Below are 18,138 nucleotides of genomic sequence, written 5' to 3'. Positions count from 1 at the left end.
CACTGGCGAGCGTTTCTTCAGCGACCGGGCACGCTCCAGATGCTGCCCAGCGAGCTCAAAAGATTGCCGGATACTCCCTGACCGCCCAGATAGCTGAGCATGACCGGGGCGAACCGGCTGACCATGCCGGCATCCATGCCCAGCATGCTGAAGGCGCTCGAGGTCAGCGACGACGTATTGCCGCTCTGGCCGCTGCCGCCCATGCCGGTGAGTTTCGACAGCATTGACTGGCTGCCGGACATTGCCTGAGCGCTGGAGAGCAGACCATCCACGCCCGGCGCCTGGTTGGAGAGCTGGTTGAACTGATCATCGCCCAGCTGACTCTTTGCCGCCGCCAGCAGCGCCGCCGACCCGCCGATCGCCTGGGTCTGGCTGACCCCGAGCTGGTCGGTCAGCTGGCCGATCAGCTGCGAGGCCTGCCCCAGGTTATCACCGGTCGTGCCCACCGCGGCCGCCTGCTGCTGGCGCGGCGCACTGTCCTGACCCAGCAGCTGCCCCAGCTGCGAAGAGAGCCCCGAGCGGTCGTGCTGGCCCTGTTGGCCCTGCTGCGCGGGCATGTGCGCCTGCTGCCCCTGGCCGTTCTGGCTGTCCATCGCCTCCATGGCCCGATTAACGTCTCCCAGATTGAACGCCATGACCGAGGTCGACAGGCTCACCATGCCCACACTTGCCAGTACCGCGATTGTTCTTTTCAACGCTGCTCTCCTGCCGTGGACGCGCCGGGGGCCGACGCGCCCGAAAATGATCACTCCGGGGCGGTTGGACAGGCGCACAGCGCCGAGGTTCGGTCGGTACTGTCGGAAATAGCGGGTCACGACCCGACTGCTCGCACTTTTAAAACGGATTGACGCAGATATCATGGCCCTCATCATCACGAGGATATTACCGACATGACATCTGTCTTTCGCATGCTCTGTGTGGCCATCCTGATGGCCCTGGTGCTGGCAGCCTGCAGCTATCAGCCGGCCCGTATCCATCCGGAGCCGGCGGTGATCATCGATGATGGTCATCACGGTAACGGCCACGGTCATGGCAACGGCGATTTCTGCCCGCCCGGCCAGGCCAAAAAGGGCAACTGCTGATCCACGGCGCCTTCGGGCGCCGTTTTTTATTTCAGCCTGACGGCGACGCCCGACGCAATCTGTACCAGGCTTGCGGCACAACAGGGAGCCCCGTCATGTTCAGTTCTACCACCTCGGCATCGCGCACGCCGGGACGCGCTTCGTTTTTGCTGGTTACCTTCGCCTTTTTGATGGCCATGCTGGGCACCACCCTGCCCACGCCGCTCTACCCGATCTATCAGCAACGGATGGACTATTCCCAGATCATCATCACGGTGATCTTTGCCGCCTACGCCGTGGGCGTGATCGCCGCCCTGATCGGCTTTGGCAGCTGGTCGGATCAACTGGGCCGACGACGCCTTCTGATCGCAGGGCTGGCGCTGGCGATCATCAGCAACGGGGTCTTTCTTTCCAGTCCCGAACTGATGCCGCTGTTGATCGGCCGGCTGCTGTCGGGGCTGTCGGCGGGCATCTTTACCGGCACGGCGACGGTCGCCGTCATCGAGCAGGCGCCTTCCGAGTGGCAGAAAGGGGCTACGCTGACCGCCACGGCCACCAACGTCATGGGACTGGGGCTGGGGCCACTGGTGGCGGGCGTGCTGGCGCAGTATGCCGTCTGGCCGCTGCATTTACCCTACGCCCTGCATATCGCGCTGTGCGTACTGGCCATGATCGGGGTGTGGTGGGCACCGGAGACGGTCGAACGCCCCGAGCGCGTGCGGCTTCGCATCCAGCGCCTCGGTGTGCCCGATGAGGTGCGCGGCGTGTTCATACCGGCGGGTATCGCGGGCTTTGCCGGCACCGCCGTGCTGGGGCTTTTCACCGCCGCCGTGCCCTCCTTTGTTCAGGAGATTCTCGGGATCGACAACCTCGCCATGATTGGCGTGGTGGTGATCACGCTCTTTATCGCCTCGGCGCTGGGTCAGGCCGGCATGCGCTTTATTCCCGAGCGCCAGCGGCTGATCAGCGGCTGCCTGATTCTGGCGATCGGCGTGCTGGTAGTGGGCAGCGCCATCGGGCTGGCTTCGCTGGGGCTGATGATCGCCGGGGCGGCCATCTCGGGCGCCGGTCAGGGGCTGACCCTGCGTGCCGGGCTGGGCGAGGTGGTAGGCGCCTCGCCAAAGGATCAAAAAAGCGAGGTCACCTCGACCTACTTCGTGGTGATCTATGTCGCCATCTCGCTGCCCGTGGTGGGGCTGGGCGTGACGGCCGCCATGACCGGTTTGACGGCCGCCGGCATCGCCTTCTCCGTTATCGTGGCGGCGCTGGCGCTGACGGCCATGACGCTTTTGATCCGGCGCCAGCGCCGTAGGGATTAATCCCTGGCGATGTCTGTCAGGGCGTTGTCACAGGCCGTACCGCGCTGGAAACAGAGCAGATTATCAAGGGTGACCTGAGCGATCTCGCGCAGGGCTTCAACCGTGAAAAAGCCCTGATGACCGGTCACCAGTACGTTGGGAAAGGTCATCAGCCGCGAGAAGACATCGTCGTCGATGATGTCGGAGGAGCGGTCGCGAAAGAACAGCCCGCTCTCCTGCTCGTAGACATCAATGCCCAGCGCCCCGAGCCGGCGTGACTTGAGCGCCTCGATCACCGCACGGGTATCGATCAGCCCCCCGCGGGAGGTATTGATCAGCATGGCACCGGGCTTCATGCGCGCAAGTGACGTCTCGTTGATCAGATGGTGCGTGGCCTCCAGCAGCGGACAGTGCAGCGATACGATGTCGGATTGCGCCAGCAGCGTGTCGATAGCCACCAGCTCCCCGACTTCGGCAAAGGCCGGCGCCGGAAACGGGTCGCTGCCCAGCACCCGACACCCCAGCCCCTTGAAGATACGCGCCGTGGCCAGGCCGATGCGGCCGGTACCGACGATGCCGACGGTCCTGCCCTGCATCGTCATGCCCAGCAGGCCGTCGAGGGTGAAGTTGCCCTCCCGCACCCGGTTGAAGGCGCGATGAGTGTGGCGGTTGAGCGTCATGGCCAGCGCCAGGGCGTGCTCGGCCACCGCCTCGGGGGAGTAGGCCGGTACCCGCGCCACGAACAGGCCCAGCCGCTCGGCGGCGGTCAGATCGATATTGTTGAACCCGGCACAGCGCAGCACGACCGCCTTGACGCCCATGGCGGCCAGCGTCTCGAGCACGCCTGCATCCAGCACGTCGTTGACGAACACACATACCGCGTCGCTGCCCTCGGCCAGTGCCGTGGTCTGGTGGGTCAGCGTTGCCTGCTGATGGATCAGCTCGAACGGCGCCCCGGCAAACCCCTCGCGTCGAACGTCCTCAAAGAAGCGTTCGTCGTAGGGCTGGGCACTAAAGAGGGTGATCTTCATGACGGACTCCATGACACGGCGGCGCGGACAAATGACATGCCATGCACTCTAGCAGCGGGGATCATTGCGGTCTTGATGCAGGGCAAATGGCGGTGATCGGGCGCTGTCTTCCGGGCACGGGGCACACGGTTCCTGACAGCGCCGGCCCCGGGCGTTAGGCTGTCGCTCCCTTCCCGCGATGACCGGAGCCCTGCATGAGTGCTGACATGACCGCCGCCCACCACAGCCTGACCACGGTCTTTGGCCTGGACGACTTTCGCGGCGGCCAGGCCCCGGTGATCGAGCGGGTGCTGGCCGGGCGTTCCACCGCCGCCATCTTTGCCACCGGCGCCGGCAAGTCGCTGTGCTATCAGCTCCCGGCGCTGCATTTGCCGCATCTGACGCTGGTGATCTCGCCGCTGCTGGCGCTGATGCAGGATCAGCTCGCCTTTCTGCAGTCCCGCGGCATTGCCGCCGCCAGCATCGACTCGACCATGGACCGCGACGCCGTGCGCGAGGTCATGACCCGCGCCCGCCGGGGGGAACTCAATATTCTGATGGTGTCGGTGGAGCGGCTGCGCAACGAGCGCTTTCGCCGCTTCCTCGAGCAGGTGGCGATCTCGCTGATGGTGATCGACGAGGCCCACTGCATCTCCGAGTGGGGCCACAATTTCCGCCCGGACTATTTGCGCCTGCCCGACTATCAGCGCGCCTTCAACATTCCTCAGGCACTGCTGCTGACCGCTACGGCCACGCCCGACGTTATCCAGGACATGCAGCGCGGCTTTGCCATCGACGACAATGATGTGATTACCACCGGCTTCTATCGCCCCAACCTGAACCTGCAGATCCGCCCGGTGCCCAAAAAGCAGCGCACCGAGGCGCTGACCGAGTGGCTGGCGCCGCAGCAGGTGCAGGGCGAGGAAGCGCCTACCATCGTCTATGTCACCCTGCAGCAGACGGCCGAAACGCTGGCCCGGGCGCTTCGCGAGCGGGGCATGTCGGCGCGCGCCTATCACGCCGGGCTGGCCGCCGAGGTGCGCGACGAGCTCCAGCAGCAGTTCATGCGCGGCGAGGTACCGGTGATTGTCGCCACCATTGCCTTCGGCATGGGCATCGACAAGCGCAATATCCGCAACGTCGTCCACTTCGACCTGCCCAAATCGATCGAGAACTACAGCCAGGAGATCGGCCGCGCCGGTCGTGACGGCGCGCCCTCCACCTGCCTGATGCTGGCCGGCCGCGACGGGCTGGGCGTGCTGGAAAACTTCACCCGCGGCGATACCCCGGAGCGCGAGGGCATCGAACGGGTGCTGGAAGAGATTCACGCCGCCGGGCAGACGCCGGACCGGCAGTGGCCGGTGGTGATGACCACGCTCTCCAACGAGAGCAACATTCGTACGCTGCCGCTCAAGACGTTGCTGGTACGTCTCGAGATGCAGGGCGTGATCGCCCCGCGCTACACCTATCTGGCCGAATATCGCCTGCGCTACGTGCAGCCCGCCAACGAGCTGGCCCGGCGCTTCGAGGGCGAGCGGGCCGGGTTCGTCCGGCTGGTGATCGACAACATTCCCATCGCCCGCACCTGGGGCACGGTGGATTTCGAGCGCATCCATCAGGCGGGGCTTGCCGCCGGTATTGATGCCAGCCGTGCCCGCGTCATCACGGCGCTGGAATACTTTCAGGATCAGGGCTGGGTGGTGCTGGAGGGCAAGCGCATGACGGATGTCTTCGAGGTCTGTACCCCTGACATCGATCCGCCCGCCCTGGCTCACGACCTGCACGCGCAGTTTTGCGATCACGAGCAGAGCGACCTGGCCCGTCTGGAGGCGATGCTGTCGCTGTTCGAGTCGTCGACCTGCCTGTCGAGGCGGCTGGCGCTGCACTTCGGCGATACCGGTGCGCCCGAGCCGTGCGGCCACTGCTCGGTGTGCGACGGCCATATTGCCCGCCTGCCGGCGCCCGGGACGCCGGCCCTGCCCGACGCCTCGGCGTTCGAGACGCTGGCCGGGCCCCTGATCGCTCGCCATCGGGAGCGCCTTGACCGATCGATCACGCCGACCCGCGTGGCGCATTTTCTCTGTGGCCTGGCGATGCCGGTCTTCACGCCGCTCAAGGCGCGCCAGCTCGAGGGCTATGCGGCGCTGGAGGCCTACCCTTACCCGCAGGTGTATCAGTGGGTCGCGCAGCAGCTGGGCACCGAGGGTTGAGATGCGTCTGCCGCTGATTCATCACCCGGGCTATACGTTCGAGTGGCCGGAACGACACCCCTTCCCGATGGCGAAATTCCGCGCCCTGCGCCGGCATCTCTCGACGCTGGGTTTCGATGACGACCCACTGATCGACTGGATAACGCCGACGCCGGCGAGCAGCACCCAGCTGCTGCGGGCCCACACGGACGCGTACCTGCAGACCTTTTATCTCGGCGACAGCGACCCGAAGGCCCGAAAGCGCAGTGGCTTTCCCTGGTCGCCACCGCTGGTCGAGCGCACCCTGCTGGAGGTGGGCGGCACGCTGGCCACGCTGCGCGCCGCGCTCGAGACGGGGCTGGCCTGCAACACCGCCGGCGGCACCCACCACGCCTACCCGAACGCCGCCAGCGGCTACTGCCTGCTCAACGATCTGGTCGTCGCGGCCCATGAGGCCATGGCCGTACACGGTGTCAAAAACATCCTGATCATCGACTGTGACGTCCACCAGGGCGATGGCACCGCCTTCGCCTTTCAAAACGACGCGCGGGTGTTCACCTGCTCGATTCACGGGGCGGACAACTTCCCCTTTACCAAGCGCACCAGCAACCGGGACATCGCCCTGCCCCGCGGTACCGATGACGCCGCCTACCAGGCCGTTTTAAAACGGGAGATTCCCGCGCTGCTGGATCGTCTGGCCCCCGAACTGGTGCTGTATGACGCCGGCGCCGACGTGCACGCCGGCGACCGGCTGGGCCATTTCGAGCTGAGTCTTGACGGCATTTACCGGCGCGACCGGTTCGTGCTGACGCAGTGTCGCCGGCGCGATATCCCGGTCGCGGCGGTGATCGGCGGCGGCTATGACCGCAATCTTGCGGCACTCGCCGAACGGCATGCGCAGCTGTTTCTGGCCGCGCGGACGCCCGGGCGCCCGCACGACGCCTGATGTGGCTGTCAGTCGGCGCCGGCAGCCGTGGTGGTGGCGTGTCCGTCGTCGGTGTGCGACGTCTGACGATCGCGGAACAGCAGCGCGAACAGCACCAGTACGGCCAGAGCGAAGATGGCCGGGAACAGCCAGATGGCCTGCCAGTCCGTCGCGCCCGCCGTTGCAAAGTAGTCCGTGATCCAGCCGGCCACCTGAAAGCCGATCAGCATGCCCACGCCGTAGGTGGCCAGGGTGATCATGCCCTGGGCGGAACTCTTGAAATGCTCTCCCGCCCGGGCATCGGTGTAGATCTGTCCCGAGACAAAGAAGAAGTCGTAGCAGACGCCGTGCAGGGCGATCCCCACCAGCAGCATGAAGGCGACCCCGTCGGCATCGCCGAAGGCAAACAGCAGGTAGCGCAGACTCCACGCCAGCATGCCCACCAGCAGGGTCACCTTGATGCCGAAGCGCTTGATGAACAGGGGCAGCAGCAGCATGAACAGCACTTCCGACAGCTGCCCCAGCGTCATCTTGCCGGTGGGATTGGTCATGCCGATATCGGCCAGAAACGGATTGGCGTTTTGATAGTAAAAGGCCAGCGGAATGCAGATCAGCACCGAGGCCACGAAGAAGATGGCGTAGTGGCGATCCCTGAGCAGCTTCAGGGCATCCACGCCCAGCACATCCTTCAGCCGTGTCCCACGCTCGGCGCGCGGCGGCGTCGCCGGCAGGGTGAAGCTGTAGAGCCCCAGCAGCAGTGAGGCGATGGCGCTCATCAGGAAGGTGTATCGCAGCATGCCCGCCTCGATGCCGGCGCCCGAATCCCAGGAGAAGACGAAGCTGATGACCAGACCGGCAATGATCCAGCCGATGGTGCCCCAGACGCGAATACGGGCAAACTCGCTGGCGGGGTCGGCCATCTGCCGGAAGGAGACCGCATTGACCAGCGCCAGCGTCGGCATGTAGAGGACCATGTACAAAAGCACCAGCGGATAGAAGCTCGTAAAGCTGTCGCTGAGATAGAGGGCCAGCAGCAGCCCCGCCCCGGCCAGATGCAACAGCCCGAGCAGCCGCTCGGCGTTGAAGTAGCGATCGGCAATCAACCCGATGATAAAGGGCGCAATGATGGCCCCCCAGGACTGGGTCGAGAAGGCCATGCCGATCTGGCCCCCCGAGGCACTCAGGTTCTGGCCGAGAAAGGTGCCGAGCGTGACAAACCAGCCGCCCCAGATGAAAAACTGAAGAAACATCATGATGCCGAGTCGTGAACGAAGCATTGTCATGAAACGGTCCCCTTCCCTTGCCGCCTGCTGATCGCTTCAGGCCGCTGCGGCCCCTGCTGCCGGCCCGACAACCTGCCTGAACAACAGGCCCGATTTATGTAAACGTTTACAATTTATTCGGTGGCACGGTACGCCAGAATGTTTTCGGGGAATATCCGCAAAAGGTCCAGGATCGGCGCATCATCTCGACATGGCGACGCCAATGGGCCAGTATCCACACTGGAGCGGCCGGAAAGCGCGTCGACATCTCTTCGCCAGCCTGAACCGGCAGGCGCGCGATGCCGCCCCTTTTCATGAAAACGTTTACTTCGGACTGTCACGATGTCGATCAATGAAGTGGCCCGTGAAGCCGGCGTATCGATCGCCACGGTATCCAGGGTCATCAACAACAATGGCGCGGTCAGGACCAGCACGCGGGAGAAGGTGGAAGCGGCCATCGCTGCCCTTGGCTACAGCGCCAACCGGCTGGCACGCAACCTGCGCACCGCCGAGAGCCGGCTGATCCTGGTGCTGGTGCCGGATTACAGCAATCCCTTCTACGCCGGCATCGTGCGCGGCATTGACGGCGAGGCGCGGCGTCGGGGCTATCACATGCTGCTGTGCGATACCGGCGCCGACCCCGATGCCGAGCGCACCTATCTGGATCTGCTGAAAAACCGCATGGCTGATGGCGCCATCTGTCTGGACCCGGACAGCGTGCAGTCCCTGCTCGGCGAGCAGACCCACAGCCTGCCCCGGGTCGCCTGCTGCGAATTCGACCCTGACAGCAACGTTCCCTGGGTGGGCATCGACAACGCCCGGGCCGCCGCCGATGCCGTGCGCTTTCTGATCGGACGCGGGCGCCGGCGCATCGCCATGCTCGGCGGTGATGAACGCTTCATGTATGCCCGCGAACGCCTCAGGGGCTACCAGAACGCGCTGAGCGAGGCCGGCCTGTCGCCACCCCCGGGCAGCCCGCTCGATGCCTTCGAGCCCGATTTCGACGATGGTTACCGGCTGACGACACGGCTTTTGTCGGTCACGCCGCGCTGTGACGCCATCTTTGCGGTATCCGACCCGCTGGCCGTGGGTGCCATGCAGGCGGTCCATGACGCGGGCCTGCGGGTACCCGACGATATCGCCATCATCGGCTTCGACAATGTGCCCTTTGCCGCCATGGTGCGACCGCGACTGACCACGGTGGCCCAGCCCATGCAGCGCCTCGGCGAGAACGCGGCGCGACTGCTGCTGGAGCATCTCAACGACCCGACCCTGCCGGCCACGGGCACCCTGCTTGAACATGAACTCATTGTCCGGGAAAAGCGCCTGACGCCCACCGGACCGGACTCGAGGAGACGTGAACCATGCGATCACTCAAGGGCCCCGGGCTCTTTCTGGCCCAGTTCGTGGGCGACCAGCCCCCCTTCAATACGCTCGAGGGCATGGCCGAATGGGCCGCCGGTCACGGCTATCGCGGCGTGCAGATTCCCAGCGGCGAACCCGCTCTGTTCGATCTGGCCACCGCGGCCGACAGCCAGACCTACTGCGACGAGGTGCTTGCCACCCTGGCGCAACACGGCCTGCAGCCCACCGATCTGTCGGTCCATCTTCAGGGCCAGCTGGTGGCGGTTCACCCCGCCTACGACGACCTGATGGACGGCTTTGCACCCCCCGAAGTACGCGGCCGCCCCGAGGCGCGCCAGCAGTGGGCCTGCGAGCAGATCCGGCTGGCCGCCCGGGCCTCACGCCGACTCGGTCTGACGACCCTGCCCGCCTTTTCCGGCGCCCTGGCCTGGCCCTACCTCTACCCGTTCCCGCAGCGACCGCCCGGTTTGATCGAGGCGGCCTTTGACGAGCTGGCGCGGCGCTGGCGACCGCTGCTGGATGCCTGTGACGAGCAGGGCGTGGATCTGTGCTTCGAGCTGCATCCCGGCGAGGATCTCTTTGACGGCACGACCTTCGAGCGCTTTCTGGACGCGGTGGACCATCACCCCCGGGCGCAGCTGCTCTATGACCCCAGCCACATGCTGCTGCAGCAGCTCGACTACCTGGGCTTTATCGACTGCTATCACGACCGCATCCGGGCCTTTCACGTCAAGGATGCCGAGTTTCGCCCCTCGCCCCGCCAGGGCGTCTACGGCGGCTATAGCGGCTGGGTCGAGCGTGCCGGGCGCTTCCGCTCGCTCGGGGATGGCCAGATCGACTTCGGCGCCATCTTCTCGAAGCTGGCGCAGTACAATTACGACGGCTGGGCGGTACTGGAGTGGGAGTGCGCCCTCAAGCATCCGGAACAGGGCGCCCGCGAAGGGGCAGCATTCATTCGCCGTCACATGATCGAGGTGGCCGACAGCGCCTTCGACGACTTTGCCGGCGTCCCCCTGGATACCGCGCAGTGTCGTCGCCTGCTCGGCCTGAACACCCCCAACGGAGATCCTTCATGACAGCTCCGATTCGCATCGGCATGGTAGGAGGCGGCTTCATGGGCCGCGTGCATCGCATGGCACAGCGGCTGGACGGCGATTATCAGCTTGTCGCCGGCGCGTTCTCCTCCGACCCCGAACGCGCCCGGCAAATTGGCGAGGCGCTTCATCTCGACCCGTCACGGGTCTACACCGATTTTGACACCATGGCCCGCCGGGAGTCAGCGCGCGAGGACGGCATCGACGCCGTCAGCATCGTGACGCCCAATCACCTGCACGCGCCGGCGGCCCGCGCCTTCATCGAAGCCGGCATTCATGTCATCTGTGAAAAGCCGCTGGCCGTATCGCTCGAGGAAGCCCTGACGCTGCGCGACCTGGTCCGCCAGCACGGCGTGCAGCTGCTGCTGACGCACAACTACTCAGGCTATCCGGCCATACGCCGCGCCCGGGAGCTGGTGCAACAGGGCGCGCTGGGCGAGCTGCGGCTGGTCCAGGTGGACTACGCCCAGGACTGGCTGAGCGAGGCAGGCAACGAAGGCTGGCGCGGCGATCCGGCACTGGCCGGCCCGGCGGGCGCGCTGGGTGATATCGGCACCCACGCCTGGCAGCTGGCCGATTATGTGGTCGGTCGCAGGATCGAGGCCCTGAGCGCCGATCTTCACACCTTCGTGCCGGGGCGGCAGCTGGACGACTTTGCCCAGGCGATGCTGCGCTATCGGGGCGGCGCCCGGGGCCGTCTGTCGGTCAGCCAGGTGTCGCCGGGCAACAACAATCGCCTGCAGCTGGCCGTGTATGGCAGCCGTGGCGGTCTCTGCTTCGATCAGGAACATCCGGACACGCTCTGGTTTGCCGAGCTGGGCGAGCCGATGCAGCGCCTGTCGCGCAACGGCCCCGGCAGCGGCGCCGCGGACCAGCACGCCAGCCGCGTACCGGCCGGTCACCCGGAGGGCTATCTGGAAGCCTTCGCGCAGCTCTATCGCGACTTCGCCTGCCACCTGCGCGGCGAGCGCGGCACCGGCGTGACGCTGCCCGATGTCGATACCGGCTGTCACGGCCTGGCCTTTGTCGAGGCCATGCTGGCCAGCGCCCGCTCGGCGGGCGCCTGGACGACGCCGGCGTATCCGACGCCCTGATCGCGTCACTCTGGTGTCTGCCCGGCTTCCGGGGCTCTGGAAGCCGGGGGTGGCTATCCCGCCAGCATACGGATCGGCATCCAGAGCCCCATCAGCAGCATCATCAGATTCTCGGTCAGCGACAGAAACCCCAGTGGCACATTGCTGCTGCCGCCCACGCAGGCGCACTTGAGCTCCCGCTTGTCGATATAGACCGCCTTGAACACCGAAACGGCCCCGACGGTACCGATAAACAGCGCCACCGGCGCGGCGATCCAGATCAGCGAGCCGGCGATCATCAAAAGACCCGCCAGCGTTTCGCCGAAGGGGTAAAGATAGCCATAGCGAACGTCGCGCTGGGCCAGCAGATCGTAGTTGAGAAACATGGTCGAGAAGCTCTCGACGTCCTGCAGCTTTTGCACCCCGAGCAGCGTCATGGCGACGGCGATAAACCACTCTAGCGCGCGAAAGGTGAAAATGGTGTCATGTACCGCCCAGCTGATCGAAAGTCCCATCAGAAACGCCACGGCAAAAATGGCCAGCACCGGCTGATAGGTGGTCTCCCCTTCCTGTTTGACCCGTTTGCCAAAATATTGGCGCACCTCGCTGTAGCCCCCGATGCGCTCGTTTTCGATGAAGGTCTGCGGCGTGGTCTCTACCTCATGCTCGGCCTTGAAGCGGTCCACCTCCTCGCGCGAGGTAAGCCAGTGGTCTTCGACATCAAGCCCCTTGCGCTCCAGCAGCGCTTTCGTCTTGAGTCCGAAGGGGCAGCGGTGGTCGGTCATGACCATGCGATAGAGGACCGCCTTCTGGCGATGGCCCTCACTGCTGTCAGTGGCTGCACTGCTCATTGAATCTCTCCTGTTGTCCATGACGTTTCATCATCGCTTGAGGCCAGGGTCGCCGGTGTGCAAAACGCTCGCCCCCGCAGCGTTTAAAGCATCGTCGCTGCAGACCGGGATATCGCTAGCGCCGATCGACACGCCCGATCATGCGCCGAAGGGTGCCATCGCGATGGACCACACCGTGCCAGATCAGCGCCATGCCAATATGGCCGATGATCACGATCAACAGCGACCAGCCCAGCCAGGTGTGCCACTGACGTGCCAGCAGCATGGCATCGACCCGGGCCGGCCCCCCATCAAACAGCGCCACCCCCAGCGGGGCGAAAGGCTGGCCACTGGCCCGGGTCATGTAAAGCCCCAGCGCCGGTATGGCCAGCATCAGGACATACAGCAGCAGATGCGAGGCGCCGGCCAGCCGCGCCAGTCCCTGTTGATGCGGCGGCCGCCTCGACAGGTTGAACAATGCCCAGATGCCCCGCACAACGATTAACACCATGAGCAGCGTGCCCAGCCAGCGATGCGTCGAAAGCCAGGCCTGCACCCAGGGAGGATGCCCCCAGAGCCCTTTTGCCGTCATGCCGCCCAGCTGCCAGAGCAGCAGTGCCCCGATGCCCCAGTGCAGCCAGCGGCTGATATGACCATAACGCTCGGGGGTGTCGCGCCATTGAACATGAGACATTGCCCTTCTCCCGGGATGCGAGAATCAGTACCAGGCGCGCAGCCCGACCACCAGCGCGGTGGTCGACTCATCGTGATCGTGATCACGCTCATGACTCACGCCGATATAAGGGCTGATCTCGCGCATCAGTTCATAACGCAAGCGCAGGCCGGCCTCGCTGCTGTTGAGACCCTGCCGGATGCCGTACTCCGGAACATCCTGCAGCGATGCCGAGACCTCCATGCGCGGCTGCAATATCCACCGCTGGGTGAGGAGCATTTCATATTCGAACTCAGCCCCCACGCTGACGTCCCCCTCATCACTGACGTAGAGCGCCGCATCGGTTTCCACCATCAGGGGGGCCAGCCCCTGTAGCCCTGCCACTGCAAAGCGTCGATCGGGGTCGGGATTGAAGTCCTGACGCACGCCCGCCTGCAGATTCCAGAAGGGCGAGATCATGCGGCTGTAAAGCAGCTCCAGGTGGCTGCTCTCCGGGCCGCCGTCATTGATCGGTCCCTCTCCCTCGCTTTTCCACCAGAAACGATGCGTATCGTTACCGATCCAGCCCTGGGCATCCCATAGCCAGGCATTGGGGGCACCGGCACTGTCGCGATACTCAAGCCGGTCGACCACTATCTGACTGAAGATCGCATCGTCGTAAAGGGGCTCGGGCCAGTCGGCCGGTGAGCCGCTATGATCGTTGAGCGGTCCGTCGGGGACGACGGTATCCACACTGGCACGACCATGCTGATCGGCCGCTGCCAGCGACGGCAGCGCAAGCGCCAGTGCCCAAAGACCCCACTGAAAAACCCTTGAATCAGACATGGGACAGGGCCTCCGCCGGCGCGACGCGTACGACACGGAACATGCCGGCATCCATGTGGTACAGCAGATGACAGTGGAAGGCCCAGCGCCCGGGTTCGTCTGCCGTCAACAGCAGTGAGGCGCGCGACGCCGGCAACACGCTCAGGGTGTGCTTGAAGGGAAGCCGCTCTCCCTGACCGTTCTCCAGCTCCATGAACATGCCGTGCAGATGGATGGGATGCTCCATCATGGTGTCGTTGATCAACACCAGACGGATCCGGTCCCCCAGCACGATATCGATGGGTTCGGAGTCGGAATATTTCACACCGTCGAACGACCACATGTAACGCTCCATGTTGCCGGTCAGGTGAAGCTCGATGGTGCGTGATGGCGGACGCTGATCGCGCATGGGCCTGACGTTGCGCAACTGGCTGTAGGTGAGGACTCGATGACCGACGTCTTCGAGGCCTGTCCCCGGCTCGCCCAGTCGATAGCGCAGCGTCTCAGCCACGTTGATGTTGCCCGGGCCATGATCACCGGGGCCATGTTGACCCACCACCGGGCCCATGCCACCGCCTGCTTCCATCGCACCGTGGTTCATGCCGGCCATGCCGCCGTGATCCATGTCCTTCGAGGCCGAGGCGCCGTGATGCATGCCGGCCATGCCGCCGTGGTCCATGTCCTTCGAGGCCGAGGCGCCGTGGTTCACGCCGGCCATGCCACCGTGATCCATGTCCTTCGAGGCCGAGGCGCCATGGTTCATGCCGGCCATGCCACCGTGGTCCATGCCCATGTCCATCATGGTCCGTCGGGGCGGCTTTCGAAGATCCGGCACCGGCGCGCGCAGACCGGGGCGAGGCGTCAGCGTGCCCAGTGCATGACCGCTTCGATCCATCGACTCCGCTACCAGCGTGTACGCCCGATCCGCCTGTGGTTCGACGATGACATCATAGGTTTCTGCCACACCGATCTGGAACTCATCGGTATCGACCGGCTCGACCTGCTCGCCATCGGCGCCGACCACCGTCATGGCCAGCCCCGGGATGCGGAAGTTGAAATAGGTCATCGCCGAGGCGTTGATCACCCGCAGCCGGATACGTTCGCCGGGGCGGAAGATGCCCTCCCAGCCCACGGCGGGATGAAGACCGTTCATGAGATAGCTGTAGGTGGCGCCCGTGACGTCTGCAATATCGCGAGGGCTCATGCGCATGGTGTTCCAGGCCAGGCGGTCTCTGAGGGTGGCCGCCCAGCCCTCCTTCTCTACTTCGTCAAGGAAATCTCCCATCGTGCGCTGACTGAAGTTGTAGTACTCCCCCGAGCTTTTCAGCCGTGCCATGATTCGGTGCGGGTTGTCGAAGGTCCAGTCGTTGAGCATGACCACGAATTCGCGATCCGCCGTGGCATGGTGCGGCGACGCAGGATGGACCACCAGCGGGCCGGTCAGCCCTTTCTGCTCCTGCATGCCGGAGTGACTGTGATACCAGTAGGTGCCGCTCTGACGCACGGGAAAGCGCACCTCGAAGGTCTCGCCCGCAGCGATGCCGGGAAAGGACACACCGGGCACGCCATCCATCTGAAACGGCAGCATCAGCCCGTGCCAGTGAATCGAGGTGTCTTCATCAAGGTGATTGTGAATGCGCAGATGGGCCTGCTGCCCTTCCCACAGTTCGACCAGCGGGGCCGGAATCGAACGGTTGACGGTAATACCGCTGCCATGGCCGCCCGCAATGGCAACGCGCTCGCGGCGCACGTCAAAATCCAGCAGCACCGGCCCGGGCGCCCCGCCCTGAACCCGTGCCGCGTTGCCTGCCCGGGGCGTCAGCGATTCTCCGCGGGCGTAGCCCGGCAGCAGTGTGTTCAAACCGGCCAGCGCGCCGGTGCCGGCCAGCGTCAGCAGCAGGCGACGGCGGTCGTCATCCATCGGATGTCGCGTCATGAGAGACAGTTCCAGAAACGTGATTGAAGCAGACGTGCTCTAGGGGGCAGAGGTCAGCATGACCATCCCTTTCATGCCGGCTTCGTAATGGCCGGGGATGAAACAGGCATATTCGATGCGATCTCCCTGATCCGGTGCCGTCCATGTCAGGGTTTGTGTGGCCCCGGGCGCGATGGTGACCGATGACGACATCATGTCGTCATGGCCGTTACCATGGTGGCCATCCCCCTGCTCTCCCTCACCATGATGGCCACCATGCTGCTGCATCATCTCGCGGTGCCGGCGCTGCATGCTGGCGCTGCCGATCGAAAACTCGTGCGCAATCATGGAGACGTTTTCGATACGAAACCGCACGGTGGTCCCCGGTGCCACCTGCAGCTGATCAGGGTCGAACCACATGCTGCCGGCCCTGATATCGATGGTGCGCGCCACGGCTGGCGTGTCGCCCGAGGTAGAAGAGGGGTCGTCGTGTCCGGTATCGGCCAGTGCCGGGGAGGCAATGACGAGCAGGCCGAGCGTCAGCAGGGTTTTCATGAGCAGACTCCGCAGGAGAATATTCCCGCATCCTGCGCCTGCTTTCTGAGAGGAGTCTGAAAAACGGCACGGCCGGTCTCGTCAACGGGGCCTTTTTTCGACGCGTCTTGTCAGATCCCCGGAAAAATCGATCTCGACGCGCAGCCCCCCCAGCGATGCTCGCGTGTAACGCACCCGACCCGCGTAGCGTTCAATGAGCTGGGCCAGGATGGACAGCCCCAGCCCGTGACCGTGACGCTGCTCGTCCAGTCGCCAGCCGCGCTGGCCCAGCTGATCCAGCAGAGCATCCGGCACGCCGGGGCCATCGTCTTCAATTGTCAGACCGGGCGGTTGATCGCATAGCGTCAGCTCAACGCGCTGATGGGCCCATTTGCCTGCGTTGTCCAGCACGATACCCAGCATTTCCATCCCGTCCTGACGCTCCATCGGCAACGAGGCGCCGGCGGACTCGGTGTCGAGGGCAAACATGATGTCGGGATACAGCGAGGTGAACATCTCCAGCAATGAATGGATATCCGCCATGCCCGTATACCGCTGTCCGGTACGAGGACCGGCGATGCGCGAGCGCCGCAGTTCGGCGCCCAGCTTCTCGTCGATATCATGAAGGCGCTCCAGAAGGCGTGCTCGCCGCTCATCGTCCAGCGCCCGGCGTGAGCGCAACGATTGAATGACGGCCGTCAATGGCGCCCTGATGGCGTGCGATAGATTGGCCAGCGACTCCCGCGAGCGCTGCTGGCGTCGCTCCTGATCATCGAGAAAGGCGTTGAGCTGCTGGATCGGGGCATCCAGCTCGGAGACGGTTTCAATATCAAGGCGCGACCGTTCCCCCTGCTGCAGCTCCACCAGCTGACGCGCCAGCCTTGAAAAGGGGAGCAGCGCCCGGTTGACGGCCACCAGGTTCAGCAGCAAAAGCCCCGCCAGAATGACCGCCGAGATGACTGCAATCCACTTGTGCAGCCGCGCAAGTCCACGCTCGATACTGGCAAAGTCCTCCCCGATGACCAGGGTCGCAGGCTGGCCCTCGAGCATGAATCGAGTACGCCAGATCAGAAGATGATGATCACGCCACTGCCGCTCTTCGGCTTTCTCCAAAGGGCCCTTGAGCAGCGGGGTCAGGGCCGGCAAACGATCGGGATGCGAGCTCTTGAGCTGCCCGTTGACATCCAGCAGATAGAAGTGATGAAAGATATCGACACTGCCTGTCACCGCCCGGGTCGCCGGTGTGTCAGGCTCATCGCTGGCCTGCAGATGCTGCACGCTGTAGAGCGCTTCCTGTTGCAGGCGGTCGGCTAGAAATTCGCGGGCCAGACGATCCAGCAGCAGGCCATGCAGCAGCCAGGTGATGGTCACGACCGTCAGCGCCACCACCGTCAGCGTGCCCAGCAATCGGAGTCGCAGACTGCGCCGGTCAGGCAGAAACAAGCATGTACCCCTCACCACGCCGGGTCACGATGCGCTCGCGACCCAGTCGATGCCGCAGGCGCGCAATATAGACTTCGATCAGATTCGGGGCAGCCGAGTCCTGCTCAAGGGCATAGAGCTGATCCAGCAGATGGTGCTTGGAGTGAACGCGATCGGGATAATGCATGAGATAGCGGAGCAGGCGAAATTCGGTCGAGGTCAGCGTCTGCCACTCGCCCTGCCCCAGGCGATACTGCTGACGCCCCTCGTCAAGGAAGATATCGTTGACCTCCAGAACGCTGGCCAGGGCGCCGGAGTGACGCCGCAGCAGCGCCTGCAGACGTGCCAGAAGCTCCTCTTCGTGAAATGGCTTGGTGAGATAGTCATCAGCACCGGCACGCAACCCCTCCACCTTGTCGGTCCAGCTGTCCCGGGCCGTCAGGATCAGGATCGGCACTGACCGGCGCTGCGCACGCCACTGCCTCAGAAGCTCGAGCCCCGACCCATCCGGCAGCCCGAGATCAAGCACCACCAGCGAGTAGTGTTCGGTGCCTGCCAGCGCCCGCGCGGTCTGAATGGTAGCCGAAATATCCGTACTGTAACCGGCCTCTTCCAGGCATTCGGCCAGGCTCTCCGCCAAAAGCGCATCATCTTCTACCAGCAAGAGCTTCATCGCGGTCTCC

General features: G+C 64.6%; 16 protein-coding genes and 1 pseudogene. 7 read left to right on the top strand and 10 right to left on the bottom strand.

Features of this window, described 5'->3' with window-relative positions:
* Positions 1-17 precede the first annotated feature (17 nt).
* Entirely contained in the window at positions 18-695 is a 678-nt protein-coding gene (locus M1D97_RS01825) for a DUF2780 domain-containing protein (RefSeq protein WP_456269041.1), read from the bottom strand.
* Positions 696-890: 195 nt separating this feature from the next.
* Here M1D97_RS01825 and M1D97_RS01820 point away from each other — a divergent pair, with 195 nt between their 5' ends.
* Positions 891-1,082, top strand: a complete 192-nt coding sequence (locus tag M1D97_RS01820) for a hypothetical protein (RefSeq protein WP_456269040.1) — start codon at positions 891-893, stop codon at positions 1,080-1,082.
* Positions 1,083-1,177: 95 nt separating this feature from the next.
* Complete coding sequence (locus tag M1D97_RS01815) at positions 1,178-2,380, top strand: MFS transporter (protein ID WP_456269039.1); 1,203 nt, start codon at positions 1,178-1,180, stop codon at positions 2,378-2,380.
* Here M1D97_RS01815 and M1D97_RS01810 read toward each other — a convergent pair.
* Positions 2,377-3,390 carry a 2-hydroxyacid dehydrogenase gene (locus tag M1D97_RS01810; RefSeq protein WP_456269038.1) on the bottom strand — a complete coding sequence of 338 codons (1,014 nt, stop codon included), beginning with the start codon at positions 3,388-3,390 and terminating at the stop codon, positions 2,377-2,379. The two genes, M1D97_RS01815 and M1D97_RS01810, sit on opposite strands and share 4 nt — an antisense overlap.
* A 194-nt stretch (positions 3,391-3,584) precedes the next feature.
* Here M1D97_RS01810 and M1D97_RS01805 point away from each other — a divergent pair, with 194 nt between their 5' ends.
* Both M1D97_RS01805 and M1D97_RS01800 read left to right on the top strand, forming a co-directional pair.
* On the top strand, positions 3,585-5,579 hold the full coding sequence (locus M1D97_RS01805) for a RecQ family ATP-dependent DNA helicase (RefSeq protein WP_456269037.1): 1,995 nt from the start codon (positions 3,585-3,587) through the stop codon (positions 5,577-5,579).
* Position 5,580: 1 nt separating this feature from the next.
* Complete coding sequence (locus M1D97_RS01800; protein ID WP_456269036.1) at positions 5,581-6,504, top strand: histone deacetylase family protein; 924 nt, start codon at positions 5,581-5,583, stop codon at positions 6,502-6,504.
* Positions 6,505-6,512: 8 nt separating this feature from the next.
* Here M1D97_RS01800 and M1D97_RS01795 read toward each other — a convergent pair whose 3' ends face one another.
* A complete protein-coding gene (locus tag M1D97_RS01795; RefSeq protein ID WP_456269035.1) occupies positions 6,513-7,766 on the bottom strand; it encodes a nucleoside permease in 1,254 nt (417 codons plus the stop codon).
* A gap of 321 nt (positions 7,767-8,087) precedes the next feature.
* On the opposite strand from M1D97_RS01795, the pseudogene M1D97_RS01790 reads away from it, so the two are divergent.
* From M1D97_RS01790 to M1D97_RS01780, 3 genes and pseudogenes are all read left to right on the top strand, one after another.
* Positions 8,088-9,005 (top strand): annotated as a pseudogene (locus M1D97_RS01790) (LacI family DNA-binding transcriptional regulator); the annotation flags it as partial.
* Between the two features lie 104 nt (positions 9,006-9,109).
* Entirely contained in the window at positions 9,110-10,186 is a 1,077-nt protein-coding gene (locus M1D97_RS01785; RefSeq protein WP_456269034.1) for a sugar phosphate isomerase/epimerase family protein, read from the top strand.
* Entirely contained in the window at positions 10,183-11,298 is a 1,116-nt protein-coding gene (locus M1D97_RS01780) for a Gfo/Idh/MocA family protein (RefSeq protein WP_456269033.1), read from the top strand. Before M1D97_RS01785 ends, M1D97_RS01780 begins: the two co-directional genes overlap by 4 nt.
* Positions 11,299-11,351: 53 nt before the next feature.
* Here M1D97_RS01780 and M1D97_RS01775 read toward each other — a convergent pair whose 3' ends face one another.
* The 7 genes from M1D97_RS01775 to M1D97_RS01745 all read right to left on the bottom strand — a co-directional run bounded on the left by M1D97_RS01775 (position 11,352) and on the right by M1D97_RS01745 (position 18,128).
* Entirely contained in the window at positions 11,352-12,128 is a 777-nt protein-coding gene (locus M1D97_RS01775) for a MauE/DoxX family redox-associated membrane protein (RefSeq protein WP_456269032.1), read from the bottom strand.
* A gap of 115 nt (positions 12,129-12,243) precedes the next feature.
* Positions 12,244-12,801: a cytochrome b gene (locus M1D97_RS01770; RefSeq protein ID WP_456269031.1), complete on the bottom strand. Its 558-nt coding sequence runs from the start codon at positions 12,799-12,801 to the stop codon at positions 12,244-12,246.
* 24 nt (positions 12,802-12,825) lie between these two features.
* Positions 12,826-13,605: a copper resistance protein B gene (locus tag M1D97_RS01765; RefSeq protein ID WP_456269030.1), complete on the bottom strand. Its 780-nt coding sequence runs from the start codon at positions 13,603-13,605 to the stop codon at positions 12,826-12,828.
* A complete protein-coding gene (locus M1D97_RS01760) occupies positions 13,598-15,520 on the bottom strand; it encodes a copper resistance system multicopper oxidase (protein WP_456269029.1) in 1,923 nt (640 codons plus the stop codon). Before M1D97_RS01760 ends, M1D97_RS01765 begins: the two co-directional genes overlap by 8 nt.
* A 39-nt stretch (positions 15,521-15,559) precedes the next feature.
* A complete protein-coding gene (locus M1D97_RS01755) occupies positions 15,560-16,054 on the bottom strand; it encodes a cupredoxin domain-containing protein (RefSeq protein WP_456269028.1) in 495 nt (164 codons plus the stop codon).
* Between the two features lie 81 nt (positions 16,055-16,135).
* A complete protein-coding gene (locus M1D97_RS01750; RefSeq protein ID WP_456269027.1) occupies positions 16,136-17,476 on the bottom strand; it encodes a sensor histidine kinase in 1,341 nt (446 codons plus the stop codon).
* Positions 17,463-18,128: a response regulator gene (locus M1D97_RS01745; RefSeq protein ID WP_456269026.1), complete on the bottom strand. Its 666-nt coding sequence runs from the start codon at positions 18,126-18,128 to the stop codon at positions 17,463-17,465. Before M1D97_RS01745 ends, M1D97_RS01750 begins: the two co-directional genes overlap by 14 nt.
* Positions 18,129-18,138: the final 10 nt, after the last annotated feature.

This window comes from Kushneria sp. AK178 (assembly GCF_053903105.1).
This window is presented reverse-complemented; position numbering and strand designations above follow the sequence as displayed.

What these genes read in the sequence shown, in the direction of transcription:
- M1D97_RS01820 (WP_456269040.1), top strand. Translation starts at nt 891, where the DNA reads ATGACATCTGTCTTTCGCATGCTCTGTGTGGCCATCCTGATGGCCCTG.
- M1D97_RS01815 (WP_456269039.1), top strand. Translation starts at nt 1,178, where the DNA reads ATGTTCAGTTCTACCACCTCGGCATCGCGCACGCCGGGACGCGCTTCG.
- M1D97_RS01810 (WP_456269038.1), bottom strand. Translation starts at nt 3,390, where the DNA reads ATGAAGATCACCCTCTTTAGTGCCCAGCCCTACGACGAACGCTTCTTT.
- M1D97_RS01805 (WP_456269037.1), top strand. Translation starts at nt 3,585, where the DNA reads ATGAGTGCTGACATGACCGCCGCCCACCACAGCCTGACCACGGTCTTT.
- M1D97_RS01800 (WP_456269036.1), top strand. Translation starts at nt 5,581, where the DNA reads ATGCGTCTGCCGCTGATTCATCACCCGGGCTATACGTTCGAGTGGCCG.
- M1D97_RS01795 (WP_456269035.1), bottom strand. Translation starts at nt 7,766, where the DNA reads ATGACAATGCTTCGTTCACGACTCGGCATCATGATGTTTCTTCAGTTT.
- M1D97_RS01785 (WP_456269034.1), top strand. Translation starts at nt 9,110, where the DNA reads ATGCGATCACTCAAGGGCCCCGGGCTCTTTCTGGCCCAGTTCGTGGGC.
- M1D97_RS01780 (WP_456269033.1), top strand. Translation starts at nt 10,183, where the DNA reads ATGACAGCTCCGATTCGCATCGGCATGGTAGGAGGCGGCTTCATGGGC.
- M1D97_RS01775 (WP_456269032.1), bottom strand. Translation starts at nt 12,128, where the DNA reads ATGAGCAGTGCAGCCACTGACAGCAGTGAGGGCCATCGCCAGAAGGCG.
- M1D97_RS01770 (WP_456269031.1), bottom strand. Translation starts at nt 12,801, where the DNA reads ATGTCTCATGTTCAATGGCGCGACACCCCCGAGCGTTATGGTCATATC.
- M1D97_RS01765 (WP_456269030.1), bottom strand. Translation starts at nt 13,605, where the DNA reads ATGTCTGATTCAAGGGTTTTTCAGTGGGGTCTTTGGGCACTGGCGCTT.
- M1D97_RS01760 (WP_456269029.1), bottom strand. Translation starts at nt 15,520, where the DNA reads ATGACGCGACATCCGATGGATGACGACCGCCGTCGCCTGCTGCTGACG.
- M1D97_RS01755 (WP_456269028.1), bottom strand. Translation starts at nt 16,054, where the DNA reads ATGAAAACCCTGCTGACGCTCGGCCTGCTCGTCATTGCCTCCCCGGCA.
- M1D97_RS01745 (WP_456269026.1), bottom strand. Translation starts at nt 18,128, where the DNA reads ATGAAGCTCTTGCTGGTAGAAGATGATGCGCTTTTGGCGGAGAGCCTG.